Below are 12,586 nucleotides of genomic sequence, written 5' to 3'. Positions count from 1 at the left end.
GGCGGGCCCGCCGCCACATCGGGAGAGATCCCCATTTTTGTGGGCGCCGCGCCTACGGGCGAAACGCGCGGGGGAAGAGCGCGCGGCTCCGGGCATTCTGCCGCGGCGTCGGACGCGACACCCGAGCCCGTACTGCGTGCTTGGTCGGCGGCGCCAGCAGTTCCGCGGGGTTCGAGGCGTTGGCATCGCGGTTGCGTCATGGTGCCCCCTGGCCGCAACGATGCGACCGTGCAGTGACATGTGAGTAGGTCGAAGCGCGATCGGGAAGAGGGAGCCCGGATGTGTTTCACCGGCAAGGAGCGTCAACGATGACGGCACAGGAGCTCGAAAGTCTTCATTCCCAGATCGCCGGCAATGTCCTCGCGCCCTCGGAGACGGCGTACGACATCGCTCGGCGCGTCCACAACGGTATGATCGACCGCCGCCCCGCGGTGGTCGTGCGCGCCCACGGCACCGCCGACGTCCAGGCGGCCGTGCGCTTCGCCCGCGAGCGCGGCCTGGAGATCTCGGTGCGCGGCGGTGGTCACAACGTGGCCGGCAACGCGGTGACCGAGGGCGGCGTGATGATCGATCTCTCGGCGATGCGCGGCGTGCACGTGGACCCGCGCATGCGGCGGGCGCACGTGCAGGGCGGCGCGACGTGGGGCGACTACAACCGCGAGACGCAGCTCCACGGACTCGCCAGTACCGGCGGTGTGGTGTCCACCACCGGGGTGGGCGGCCTCACCCTGGGCGGCGGCCTCGGCTGGCTGATGGGCAAGTACGGGATGGCGGTGGATAGCCTCCGCGCCGTCGAGCTCGTCACCGCCACCGGCGACATCGTGCGGACGAGCGCCAAGGACCACCCCGATCTCTTCTGGGCGCTCCGCGGCGGCGGCGGCAACTTCGGCGTGGCGACGTGGCTCGAGTTCGAGCTCTACCCGGTGGGGCCGACGGTCGTCGGGGGCCTGGTCGCGCACCCGTTCGGCGCCGCGCGCGACGTGCTTCGCTTCTACCGTGACTTCACCGCGTCGCTGCCCGACGATTTGACGGCGTTCGCGGGGTTGCTCCACGCGCCCGACGGCTCGGGCGCCAAGCTCGCCGCCATCATCGCGGTGCACGCCGGGTCCCTCGACGCGGGCGCGACGGCGGTGGCGCCGCTCAAGCGCTTCGGCTCTCCGGTCATGGACGTGGTCGGCCCCATGCCCTACAGCGCGGCGAACATGATGTTCGACGCCGGGTTCCCCAAGGGCGCGCTGAACTACTGGAAGTCGAATTTCCTCGCGACCCTCAAGGACGAGGCCATCGACACGCTGATCGAGCGCTTCGCCGCGGCGCCGTCGCCGATGAGCGGGCTCCTGCTCGAGCACTTCCACGGCGCGGCCACGCGCGTGGGACCGACGGACACCGCGTTCCCGCACCGGAGCGTGGGGTACAACTTCCTCGCCGTCGGCGAGTGGGACAATCCCGCCAACACCGCGGCCAACGTGGCGTGGACGCGGGAGGCCTACACCGCGATGCGCCCGCACTTCGCCGAGGGGCGCTACGTCAACTACCTCAACGCGGACGAGATGGACGAGGGCAGCGCGGTGGAGTCGGCGTTCGGGCCGAACTGGCGACGGCTGCGCGAAGTGAAGCGCTGCTACGATCCAGACAACGTCTTCCACCTGAACCAGAACATCAAGCCGTAAAGGGTCTGCGGGCGGCGCCGGCGGGAGCCCGCGCCGCGTCCTCCGCCCACCTCCCTCTACGGCGTCCCCCCCCGGCTTGCCACCGGTGCTACGGTGAAACCAACCAGTGGCTCACGGGGTTGCACCACGTGGGGAGCACTACGATGAGGATGTCACGCCGAGGATGGCTGGCCGCCCTGGCGGGGGCCTGCGCGCTCCGCGGCGTGCGCCCCACTGCCGCCGCCGAGGCCGCCGGGCTGACGCTGCCCGCGGGCGCCAGCGAGGAACACTTCGATTTCGAGACGGCGGGCATCGAGCGCTGGACCACCGTCGCGGGTCGCTGGGCGGTGGAGGACATGGCCAACGCGCCGAGCGGCAAGCGCGTGCTCGTCCAGCGGGAGGTCCGCAACGAGTTCAACGTCATCGTGGCGCCGCCCGGCCCCTATACCGCGCTCGATGTCTCCGTGAAGCTCGAGCCCATCGCCGGCAGGGAGGACGCGTCCGGCGGCATCGTGTTTCGCTTCGCGGACGGGCGGTACTACGTGGTCCGCGCGAACGCCCTCGAGGGGAACTTCCGCCTGTACGGATACGAGGGCGGCCGGCGGCAGCTCGCCACCGCCCGCGTCACGCCGCCGCGCCTGGGCGCGTGGCACGAGGTGCGCGTGATCGCCGTGGGCGACCGGGTTGAGGCCTGGCTCGACGACGTGCGGCTCCTGGAGCATCGCGACGCGCGCTTCGCGGCCGGGCGGGTGGGGCTCTGGACCAAGGCCGATTCGATCACCGCGTTCGACGACCTGTCGATCCGCGGCGTCCCGGGAGGTGCCTGATGAAGGCGATGGCAATGGTGGGGGTGGCGGTGTTCCTGGTGGCGGTGTCGGCGCCGGCGTGGGCGGCGGAGCCCGACTGGAAGATGGTGGAGCAGGCGCTCGAAGCGCCCGGGCAGCTCCAGCCGGGGGGCGTCTTCCGCGTGGGCATGCCTCGGACCGACCTCGCCGTCATCGTCAAGGGCGTGTCGGTGAAGCCCGGCTTCGCGGTGGGCTCCTATGCCGCGTTCAAGCAGATGGGAGACCACACCATGGCCATGGGCGATCTCGCCCTCCTCGATGGCGAGATCCCGGCGGTGATGTCTGGTCTGCTCGCGGGCGGCCTGCAGGTGACGGCGCTCCACAACCATCTCAACGACATGTGGCCCCACGTCATGTACATGCACTATGAGGGTCACGGTGAGGCGGTGGCGCTCGCGAAGGCGCTGCGGGTCGCCCTCGCCGCGAGCGGGACGCCCCTCGGCGCCGCGCGCACGACGCCCGCGGCGGCGCCAGCGTCGCCGATGGACACGAGCCGGCTCGAGCAGGCGCTGGGCCGGGCGGGACGCGACGTCGGCGGCATCTATCAGGTGACGGCGCCCCGCGCCGACTCGGTGACCGAGATGGGCATGCCCTTGCTCCCGGCCATGGGGGTGACGACGGTGATCAATTTCCAGCCCCTGGCCGACGGCCGGGCCGCGATCACCGGTGATTTCGTCCTGATCGACCGTGAGGTCAACCCGGTCGCCCGCGCGCTGCGCGAGCACGGGATCGACGTGACGGCCATTCACAATCACGGCCTGATGGACACGCCGCGCCTCTTCTACATGCACTTCTGGGGCGTCGACGACCCGCTCAAGCTCGCGAGCGGGGTGAAGGCCGCGCTGGAGCAGACCAACGTGACGAAGTGATCAGCGCGCCGCGAGGGCGCGGTTCTCCAGCCGGCTCAGGAGGCGCACCACCGGCCAGAGCAGCACGAAGTAGATGACCGCCGCGACCACGATCGGCGTCGCGTTGTAGGTGAGGCTCTGGGCCTGCCGCGCCTGGTAGAGGAGCTCGGGCACGGCCACCACGCTGCCGAGCGAGGTGAGCTTCACGACCTCGAGCGTGTTCGAGAGGAGGTCGGGCAGGACGTTCCGCACCGCCTGGGGCAGCACGACGTAGGCCATCGTCTGCAGGCGGGAGAGCCCGGTGGAGCGCGCCGCCTCCACCTGGCCGGAGGGCACGGATTCGATGCCCGCGCGCAGGATCTCGCCGTAGTACGCCCCCGTGTTGAGGAAGAAGGCGATGGCCACGCAGACGAACCCGCCGAGCTCGAGGCCGGCGAAGGGTAGGCCGGCGAAAAGCAGGATGAGGAGGACGAGCGGCGGGAACGCGCGGAAGAAGTCGACCCACGCCATCAGGGGCCAGCGCACCATGGGCGCCTTCGCGCTGGCGAGCAGCGCGAGAATCAGCCCGCCGAGGAGGCCCAGCGGCACCACGAGCAGCGAGAGCAGGATCGTGTTCCGGAGGCCGGCCCGCACGATGGGCCAGGAGGCGGCGACGATCTCCAGGTTGAAGAAGCTCTCGATCATCGCTTCCACGCGAAGCGCGTTTCGATCCAGCGCCCCGCGACCACCACGGGGAAGAACAGGACGAGGTAGGCGGCCGCGCCCATCATGAGCGGCGAGGGATTGTAGGAGTTCGACATCGCCGAGCTCGCCTGGCCCAGGATCTCGGTCACCGCGACGACGGTGCCCAGCGCGGTGCCCTTGGTGATGGCGATGGTGCGGTTGGTCAGGGGCGGGATGGTCAGTCGCAAGGCCTGCGGCAGCACGACGTGGAGCAAGGTCTGGCCGAACGTGAGGCCGGTCGAGCGCGCCGCCTCCCATTGCCCCCGGGCCACCGAGGTGATGCCCGCCCAGAAAATCTCCTCGGAGAACGACATCAGGACCAGAGCGAGCGAGAGCCAGGTCGACACGAAGCCCGAGGGCGAGATCCCGGCGCTCGGCAGGCCGAAGTAGATCAGAACGATCACGACGAGCGGCGGCAGCGAGCGGAAGCAGTCGACGATCAGCACGATGACGGCGTTGATGGGCCGGATGCCGACGCTCCGGAGCAGCGCGAGGACGAGGCCGGCGGTCAGGCCCGTGATCACGACGAGCACGGCGAGCTCGATCGTGACGACCACGCCGGACAGGATATCCGGCAGGTACTTCCACATGACCGTCCCGTTGAGGAAGGTCTCGACGAAGCGGTCCCAGCGACTCAATGCCGCTGGATCTGGCCGATGAAGCTGCGGGTGCGCTCGTGCGCCGGGCGCTCGAAGATCGCGGCGGGCGGCCCCTCTTCCACGATGCTCCCCGCGTCCATGAACACCACCCGGTCGGCGGCGTTGCGGGCGAAGCCCATCTCGTGGCTCACCACGATCATGGTCATTCCGCTCTCGCGCAGCGCGCGCATGACCTCGAGCACCGAGCCTACCAGCTCGGGGTCGAGCGCGCTCGTCGGCTCGTCGAAGAGCATCACCCGAGGCTCGAGGGCGATGGCGCGCGCGATGGCCACGCGCTGCTGCTGGCCGCCCGAGAGCTGCCCGGGCGTGTGGCCGGCGCGGTCGGCGAGCCCCACCCGGGCGAGGGCGGCGCGCCCGAGCTCGTCCGCCGCGGCCCGCGACTTGCCCGCGACCTTGCGGAGCGCGAGGGTCACGTTGCCGAGCGCGGTCATGTGCGGATAGAGGTTGAACGACTGGAACACCATGCCGATGCGCTGTCGGGCGCGGTTGATGTCGGTGCGCGGGTCGAGCATGTCGATGCCATCCACCACCACGCTTCCCGCGGACGGCTCTTCCAGCCGGTTCAGGCAGCGCAGCAGCGTCGACTTTCCCGAGCCCGACGGGCCGATGATGAAGACGAGCTCGCGCTCGACCACGCTGAGATCGACCCCGCGCAGGACGTGCAGGGCCCCGAAGTGCTTGTGGAGGCCCCGCGCGTCGACGATCGGGGCGGCCACGGGCGCCCCCTCAGCCGCGCCGCTCGCCTAGCTGCCGCACTTCAGCTCGTGCGGGGTGGGATCGTAGCCCGGCATGCCCGGCACGCCGTAGCCCGGCGTGATCACGTTCTCGAGATCGTCGGGCGCCGGTTTGCGGCCGAACCACTTCTCGGACATCTTCGCGATGGTGCCGTCCTTCTTCATGCAGTCCAGCGCGTCCTGGAGCTCGGCACGGAGCTTCGGATTGCTCTTCGGCACCGGCGCCGCCCAGTGGGCGCGTGTGTCCTTGAGCTCGAGGTCGGCCACGAACTGCGGATTCTTGGACGCGGCGTAGCGGATGGTGGTGTTGCCGCCGAGGGTCGCGTAGGCGCGGCCGGACAGTACGGCCTGCGTCGCGTCGGGCTGGGTGTCGTACACCTGCACGGTGAAGCCGTGCTCGGCGCCCTTGGCCTTGGAGAGCGTCTCGTAGGGCGTGCCCTTGTTCACCGTGACCGACTTCCCCTTGAGGTCGGCCCAGTCCTTGATGGGCTCCGAGCCCTTCTTGATCCCGAACTGGTAGGCGGTCCAGAGATAGCCCGCGGTGAACAGCATGTTCTCCGCCCGCTCCTTGGTCACCGTGGTGGGCGCGGCGATGAAGTCGTACCGGCCGGCCTGCATGCCGGGGATCAGCGTGGAGAAGCTCACCGCGTCGATGGTGATCTCGCGCTTCATGCGCCGCGCCACCTCGGTGAAGAGATCGATCTGAAAGCCCTCGATGCCACCGCCCAGCTTGGGCATGGCATGGGGAGCGAAGGTGCCGTCGACGCCGGTGCGGAGCGGCGGCAGCTTGTCCTGGGCGAGGACGGGACCGGCGTAGAGCAGCGCGGCCACCGCGAGTGCGGCGAAGCGGGCGAGCATCATCGTGAGCCTCCGGGATGGATCGGTGCGGGATGGCATGCCGCGCCGATCCTGTCAGAGGCCGCCGGGCAAGTCAAACCTGGCGCGCGGCGCTACACTGTACGTGTAGGAGGTGCGCCATGGACCGGAACCGTTGGGCGCGGTTGGGTGTCGTGGGCTGGACACTGGGGGTGATTCTGGTGGTGGCCTCGCTGTTCACCGTGGTGGATCACGTGGTGATGCTGGCCCACGTGGCCAGTCGCGCGCCCCATGCCGGTCCGCAGCAGGAGTGGCCTTTCTAGCTCGCCGATCTAGGACCGCAACACCTGCCCCGCGCCGGCGCCGGTGAGCGCGCCGTCCGCCCAGGTGACGGCGCCGTTGACGACGGTGTACTCGACGCCGCGCGAGGGCATGACCATGCGCTTGGCGCCGCCCGGGAGATCGAACGGCCGCTGCCCGCGACTCGTTGATCACGTCGTGGCGACGATGGCCTCTATCATCGTTCTATGAGATCTTTCCCCGCGATGAAGAGCGGGTGGGCGGTCGGGCTTCTCCTCCTCCTAGTCGCCGCGCCGGCCGCCGGTGAGACCAAGCGTGTCCTCATCGTGCACTCATTCGGGACGGGCGCCCCCCCGTTCACCACGCACTCCACCGCCTTCGCGGCCACGCTGGCGAAGGAGATGGGAGAGCCCATCGATCTCGACGAGATCTCCCTGGGGATGGCGCGCTATCCTCAGCCCGACCTGGAGGAGGCGTACGTCGAGTTCCTGGCTAAGCGACTCCAGAAGTGGCGGCCCGATCTCGTAGCACCGGTGGGGTCGCCCGCCGGGCGCTTCGTGGCGAAGCACCGCAGCCGCCTGTTCCCGCGAACGCCCATCGTCTACACGGGAATGGATCGCCGGACCCTGCCGCCCGGGACCCTCACGGACAACGCCACGTTCGTGGGCGAGTCGTTCGATCTACCAGGCCTCGTCGAGGACATCCTCCAGCTCCAGCCGGACACGAAGCATGTCGCGGTGGTAGTCGGAGCGACGCCCCTCGAGCGCTTCTGGGCCAAGGTGTTCCAGGAGGAATTCGCCCGATTCTCCGATCGCGTGACCTTTACGTGGTTCAACGATCTGTCGTTCGACCAGATGCTCGACCGTGCCGCCTCGATGCCTCCGCGCTCGTTCATCCTCGTGGGCCTCCTCCTTCGTGACGCGAAGGGCGTCACCTACAACCAGGACGACGCGATCGTGCGTCTCCACGCTGTCGCGAACGCGCCCATCAACGGGATGTACCGGAACCAGATCGGCCTGGGGATAGTGGGCGGCCGGCTCTACCAGGGGGAGATGGAGGGCGTGGAGGCAGCGCGCGTCGCCATTCGAATCCTGCGGGGCGAGGGGGCCTCGAGCTTCCCGCCCCGCGTCATCCACACCCAGGAGCCGCGGTATGACTGGCGCGAGCTTCAGCGCTGGAACATCAGCGAGACTCGCCTGCCTCCCGGCAGCGTGGTGGAATTCCGCGCGCCCAGCGTGTGGCGGCAGTACCAGCGGTGGATCGTCGGCATCCTGGTCGTCGGCCTCGTCCAGGCGGGCCTGATCGTCCTGCTCGCGGTGAACCTGACCCGGCGTCGCCGTGTCGAGCGGGCGCTGCGCGAGAGCGAGGGCCGCGTGCAGCTGGCTGCGGACTCGGCCCGCGCGGGCCTGTGGAGCCTGGATCTGGCTACGGGCCAGGTCTGGACGACGCCTCGGGTGCACGAGCTCCTGGCCGTCGAGCCCGAGACCGAATGGACTTACGACTCGTTCCTGGATCGGATACACCCCGACGATCGGGAGCGGATCGCCCAGGCGATCGAGGCCTCCGTGCGCGAGGGAGTCGAGCTGGACGTGGAGTACCGCGTTCTCCTCGCCGACGGCTCGGAGCGCTGGATCTCCTCGCGTGGCCGCCACGACGGCGGGCCCGACTCCACCGCGATGCACTGGAGCGGCGCCTCGGTGGACATCACGGCCCGGAAGCTGGGGGAGGAGCGCCTCCTCGAGAGCGAGTCACGTTTCCGCACCGTTGCCGACTCGGCGCCGGTGCTGATCTGGATGGCCGGGGTGGACAAGGGGTGCACGTTCTTCAACAAGCCCTGGCTCGACTTCACCGGCCGCCCCGCCGCTCAGGAGATGGGGGATGGGTGGACCACGAGCGTGCATCCCGACGACGTCGCGCGGTGCGTGGAAGGCTATGCGTCCGCCTTCGACGCGCGACAGCCGTTCGTGCTGGAGTATCGGCTCCGCCGCCACGACGGCGAGTACCGTTGGGTTTCGAATCATGGCGTGCCGCTATACGACGCGCAGGGCCGCTTCGCCGGCTTCATCGGCTCGTGCCTAGACATCACCGAGCGGCTCCGCGCCGAAGAGAAGTTCCGCCAGGTGTTCGAGGCGGCTCCCAACGCCATGATCATGGTCGATGAGGACGGCCGGATCGTGCTGGTCAATGCCGAGGCGGAGAGGGTCTTCGGCTACACCCGCGAGGAGCTCACCGGAGCGACCATCGAGGCGCTGGTGCCGGTGCACCTTCATCGCGATCACTCCGGGTGGCGCAGCGCCTTCCAGGCCAAGCCCGAAGCGCGGGCCATGGGGGCCGGGCGGAATCTCTTCGCTCGCCGCAAAGACGGGAGTGAGGTGCCGGTCGAGATCGGCCTGAATCCGATCACCATGGAGGGGGGCTTGTTCGTTGTGGCCTCGGTGATCGACATCAGCGAGCGGCGCCGTGCCGAGCTGGAGGCGCAGGACCTGCGGCAGGATCTGGCCCATATCTCCCGAGTGGCGACCATGGGCGAGCTGACGGCCGCGATTGTGCACGAGCTCAGCCAGCCCCTGACGGCGATCCGCACCAATGCCGAAGTCGGCCTGCGCCTCGTCGCTTCGGGGAAGAAGGACACGAAGGAGCTCGTCGAGATCCTGCAGGACATCGTCGACTCGGACCGGCACGCGGGTCAGGTGATCCAGCACATGCGCTCGCTCTTCAAGAAAGGCGAAGTCGAGCGGCGCCCGCTCCTGCTCAACAACCTCGTCCACGACGTGATCTCTCTCGTGGGGAACGACGCCCTGCTGCGCAATGTGAGTGTGAGCCTGGATCTGGAGCCCCGCCTGCTATCGGTGCCGGGCGATCGCGTTCAGCTGCAGCAGGTGCTGCTCAATCTCGTCATGAACGCGTTCGACGCCATGGAAGAGCAGTCCGATCCCCCGCGGCGGCTGATCGTGCGCACGCGCACGCTCGCCGGGCGCTGGGTGCAGCTCGACGTGGCCGACAGTGGCCCCGGCATCGCCGTCGACAAGGTAGATTCGATCTTCGACCCGTTCGTCACCACCAAATCCACCGGGATGGGCATGGGCCTCTCGGTGAGTCGCACGATCGTGCGCGCGCACGAGGGCAAGATCTGGGCGGAGAACGCCCCCGAGGGGGGCGCCGTGGTCCATCTGGTCTTGCCGGCCGTGCCCGGCCGGGACGATCCGTCGCCCGCGGTCCGGCCCTAGGCGAGCTCGCGAAGCGATCTAGGACCGCAGCACCTGCCCCGCGCCGGCGCCCGTGAGCTTGCCGTCCGCCCAGGTGACGGCGCCGTTGACGACGGTGTACTCGACGCCGCGCGAGGGCATGACCATGCGCTTGGCGCCGCCCGGGAGATCGAAGCGGCGCTCGCCCCGGTTGGTCGAGCCGACCCGCGCCGGATCGAAGATGGCCAGATCGGCGGCGAGGCCGGGGGCGAGGCGGCCCCGGCCTCGCACGCCGAACACCTCCGCCGGGTCCGACGTGAGCCGGCGGACCCCCTCTTCCAGGGTGAGCGCCCCGCGCTCCCGCACCCAGGTGCCGAGGAGATACGTCGGGTAGCCGGCGTCGCACAGCATGTCCACGTGCGCGCCGCCGTCACCCAGCGCCACCAGCACCCGCGGGTCGCGCAGGATCTCCGTCATGCGGTCGACGCGGGTATTGAACGAGGCCATCGTGAACTCGAGATCGAGATCGTCCTCGAGGGTGAGGTCGAGGAAGGCGTCCACCCCGTCCTTTCCCTGCTCGCGGGCGATGTCGGCGACGGTGCGGCCCTCGAGCGCCTTGAGGGCGGGGGACCGCACCTCGTGCAGCGTGATGCGGGCCCAGTTGCCGAAGGCCATCGGGTTCTTGAGCTCCTCGCGGAATCGATTGCGGAAGGAGGGATCCTTGTAGACCGCCGCCTGCGCCGGCTTGGACTTGTCCACGAAGACCCGGTTCCAGCTGGGGAACGCCGCGAACGAGAACGGGTTGCGCATGTTGATGTCGCGCGTGAGGGGCAGCGGCGAGGTCTGCGGGCGCGCGCCGCGCGTTATCAACGGCGCGGCCTTCTTGAGCGTTTCCCGCACCGCCTCGGGAATGTCGTCGCGGTCGAAGAGGGCGAGGAAGGTCACGTGGCGGCGGCTCTCGGTGAGCAAGAAGTCGAGGAGCGCGTACTCCTCGTCGTCCAGCACGGCGGTCTTCCGGGTCAGCGCGATCTCGATGGCGCCCTTGCCGCGCTCGCGGAGCGCGTTGGCGTAGGCCCGCAGCTCGTCCTGGCTCGCGTTACGGCAGGCGAGGGGGCGGCCCTGGAAGCCGACGTGCTGATTGAGGATGGTGGTCGAGAAGCCGAAGGCGCCCGCGTCGATCGCCTCGCCCAGGAGGGCCTTGATCTGCGCCGTCTCGTCCGGCGTGGCTGCCCGCTCCATCGAGGCCTCCCCCATCACGTAGTGCCGGAACGGGGTCAGCGGCGCGAGGAAGCCGAGGTTCAGCGAGGGGCGCCGCCGCGCCGCCGCCGCGAGGAACTCGGGGAAAGACTCCCAGTCCCAGGTGATCCCCATGTTCAGCACGTCGAAGGGGATCGCCTCCACGTTGACGAGGTCGCGCATGGCGATCTCGCGCGCCTTGGGCTTGCAGGGCGCGATGCCGACGCCGCAGTTGCCCATGATCACGCTGGTGACCCCGTGCCAGGACGAGGGCGTCACCGCGCCGTCCCAGCAGATCTGAGCGTCGTAGTGGGTGTGGGGATCGATGAAGCCCGGGGCGACCACGAGATCGGAGGCGTCGATCACCGTCGAGGCGCCGTCGCTGACGCGGCCCACCTCGGCGATCGTGCCGCCCGCCACCGCCACGTCGGCGCGCCGCGGGGGCGCCCCCGTGCCATCCACCACGAGTCCGTTCTTGACGACGAGGTCGTAGGCCATGTAATCCTCCTGGTTCGTGGCGACCGGATCGTACCACACGGCGCCGGGGAGGTCTCATCGTGCCATTCGGGGGCAATGACTGGCTTGCGCTGACCCGGGAGCCGGCGCTCGAGCCGGAGATTCCCATTTGCGACCCGCACCATCATTTCTGGGACTTCCGCACCTCGCGCATCCCCTACCAGCGCTATCTCCTCCACGAGCTGGTGGACGATCTCGCCGGCGGGCACAACGTCCGCTCGACGGTGTTTGTGGAGGCGCGCTCGATGTATCGCGTCGACGGCCCCGAGGCGATGCGCCCGGTCGGCGAGGTGGAGTTCGTGCAGGGACTGGCCGCGGCCAGCGCCAGCGGGCTCTACGGCCCCGCCCGCGCCGCCGGCGCCATCGTCGGCCACGCCAATCTGAACCTCGGCGCGCGCGTGGCGCCGGTGCTGGAGGCGCTGCGGGAGGCGAGCCCCAACCGATTTCGCGGCATCCGCCACTCGGTGACGTGGGATCCCAATCCTGAGGTAGAGAACACGGCCGCTCACAAGATCGAGGGCCAGCTGGGCAGCGTCCCGTTCCGCGAGGGCGCCAAGGTCCTCGCGCGGATGGGCTTCTCGCTCGAGGCGTGGCTCTTTTTCCCGCAGCTTCCCGAGCTCGCCGCCTTCGCCCGGGCCGTGCCCGACCTCGTCATCATCCTGAACCACATCGGCGGGCTGCTGCGCTTCGGGCCGTACGCGGGCCGGGACGAGGAGGTGCTCGGCGTCTGGCGCCGCGGCATCGCCGAGGTGGCCGCGTGCCCCAATGTGGTGGTGAAGCTGGGCGGCATCGGCATGCCGCGCACCGGCTTCGACTGGCACACGCGGGCCACGCCGATCGGGTCCGAGGAGCTTGCGCGATCGATGGCGCCCTTCATGACCTACTGCATCGAGCAGTTCGGGCCAAGCCGCGCCATGTTCGAGAGCAATTTCCCCGTGGACAAGGTCTCGTACTCGTATACGGTGCTCTACAACGCGTTCAAGCGGCTGTCCAAGGGCTACTCGCCCTCGGAGCGGGCCGCGATATTCCACGACACCGCCGCGCGCGTGTATCGCCCAGTGGCCTGAGCGGAGGA

Annotated in this window: 11 protein-coding genes; 6 read left to right on the top strand and 5 right to left on the bottom strand. The window is 69.6% G+C overall.

Annotation, left to right across the window (positions count from 1 at the left end; all coding sequences use genetic code 11):
* Positions 1-308 precede the first annotated feature (308 nt).
* From VFX14_18980 to VFX14_18970, 3 genes are all read left to right on the top strand, one after another.
* The gene (locus tag VFX14_18980; protein ID HEU5191777.1) at positions 309-1,670 is read left to right on the top strand and encodes an FAD-binding oxidoreductase; all 1,362 of its coding nucleotides are present in this window, start codon (positions 309-311) and stop codon (positions 1,668-1,670) included.
* 143 nt (positions 1,671-1,813) lie between these two features.
* Entirely contained in the window at positions 1,814-2,476 is a 663-nt protein-coding gene (locus VFX14_18975; GenBank protein ID HEU5191776.1) for a hypothetical protein, read from the top strand.
* Entirely contained in the window at positions 2,476-3,363 is an 888-nt protein-coding gene (locus VFX14_18970) for a DUF1259 domain-containing protein (protein ID HEU5191775.1), read from the top strand. The genes VFX14_18975 and VFX14_18970 overlap by 1 nt, the downstream gene beginning before the upstream one ends.
* Here the strand turns inward: VFX14_18970 and VFX14_18965 are convergent, their stop codons facing one another.
* Genes VFX14_18965 through VFX14_18950 form a run of 4 tightly spaced genes read right to left on the bottom strand, consistent with a single transcriptional unit; the run spans position 3,364 to position 6,355 of the window.
* Positions 3,364-4,026 (bottom strand): amino acid ABC transporter permease, encoded by a 663-nt coding sequence (locus tag VFX14_18965; GenBank protein HEU5191774.1) that lies wholly within the window; start codon positions 4,024-4,026, stop codon positions 3,364-3,366.
* Positions 4,023-4,703, bottom strand: a complete 681-nt coding sequence (locus VFX14_18960; GenBank protein HEU5191773.1) for an amino acid ABC transporter permease — start codon at positions 4,701-4,703, stop codon at positions 4,023-4,025. Before VFX14_18960 ends, VFX14_18965 begins: the two co-directional genes overlap by 4 nt.
* Entirely contained in the window at positions 4,700-5,440 is a 741-nt protein-coding gene (locus VFX14_18955; protein ID HEU5191772.1) for an amino acid ABC transporter ATP-binding protein, read from the bottom strand. The genes VFX14_18960 and VFX14_18955 overlap by 4 nt, the downstream gene beginning before the upstream one ends.
* 27 nt (positions 5,441-5,467) lie before the next feature.
* The gene (locus tag VFX14_18950; protein HEU5191771.1) at positions 5,468-6,355 is read right to left on the bottom strand and encodes a transporter substrate-binding domain-containing protein; all 888 of its coding nucleotides are present in this window, start codon (positions 6,353-6,355) and stop codon (positions 5,468-5,470) included.
* Between the two features lie 80 nt (positions 6,356-6,435).
* On the opposite strand from VFX14_18950, the gene VFX14_18945 reads away from it, so the two are divergent.
* Entirely contained in the window at positions 6,436-6,597 is a 162-nt protein-coding gene (locus VFX14_18945) for a hypothetical protein (protein ID HEU5191770.1), read from the top strand.
* 222 nt (positions 6,598-6,819) lie between these two features.
* Positions 6,820-9,801, top strand: a complete 2,982-nt coding sequence (locus VFX14_18940; protein ID HEU5191769.1) for a PAS domain S-box protein — start codon at positions 6,820-6,822, stop codon at positions 9,799-9,801.
* A gap of 18 nt (positions 9,802-9,819) precedes the next feature.
* Here the strand turns inward: VFX14_18940 and VFX14_18935 are convergent, their stop codons facing one another.
* A complete protein-coding gene (locus VFX14_18935; protein ID HEU5191768.1) occupies positions 9,820-11,493 on the bottom strand; it encodes an amidohydrolase family protein in 1,674 nt (557 codons plus the stop codon).
* Positions 11,494-11,552: 59 nt separating this feature from the next.
* Between VFX14_18935 and VFX14_18930 the strand changes: the two genes are divergently transcribed.
* Positions 11,553-12,578: an amidohydrolase family protein gene (locus tag VFX14_18930; GenBank protein ID HEU5191767.1), complete on the top strand. Its 1,026-nt coding sequence runs from the start codon at positions 11,553-11,555 to the stop codon at positions 12,576-12,578.
* Positions 12,579-12,586 lie beyond the last annotated feature (8 nt).

Source organism: Candidatus Methylomirabilota bacterium, from assembly GCA_035764725.1.
Taxonomy (GTDB): Bacteria; Methylomirabilota; Methylomirabilia; order Rokubacteriales; family CSP1-6; genus DASRWT01.
Note: the sequence above shows the minus strand (reverse complement) of the source record. Positions and strands in the feature narration are given on the sequence as shown.

What these genes read in the sequence shown, in the direction of transcription:
- VFX14_18950 (HEU5191771.1), bottom strand. Translation starts at nt 6,355, where the DNA reads ATGCCATCCCGCACCGATCCATCCCGGAGGCTCACGATGATGCTCGCC.
- VFX14_18980 (HEU5191777.1), top strand. Translation starts at nt 309, where the DNA reads ATGACGGCACAGGAGCTCGAAAGTCTTCATTCCCAGATCGCCGGCAAT.
- VFX14_18935 (HEU5191768.1), bottom strand. Translation starts at nt 11,493, where the DNA reads ATGGCCTACGACCTCGTCGTCAAGAACGGACTCGTGGTGGATGGCACG.
- VFX14_18970 (HEU5191775.1), top strand. Translation starts at nt 2,476, where the DNA reads ATGAAGGCGATGGCAATGGTGGGGGTGGCGGTGTTCCTGGTGGCGGTG.
- VFX14_18975 (HEU5191776.1), top strand. Translation starts at nt 1,814, where the DNA reads ATGAGGATGTCACGCCGAGGATGGCTGGCCGCCCTGGCGGGGGCCTGC.
- VFX14_18940 (HEU5191769.1), top strand. Translation starts at nt 6,820, where the DNA reads ATGAAGAGCGGGTGGGCGGTCGGGCTTCTCCTCCTCCTAGTCGCCGCG.
- VFX14_18945 (HEU5191770.1), top strand. Translation starts at nt 6,436, where the DNA reads ATGGACCGGAACCGTTGGGCGCGGTTGGGTGTCGTGGGCTGGACACTG.
- VFX14_18965 (HEU5191774.1), bottom strand. Translation starts at nt 4,026, where the DNA reads ATGATCGAGAGCTTCTTCAACCTGGAGATCGTCGCCGCCTCCTGGCCC.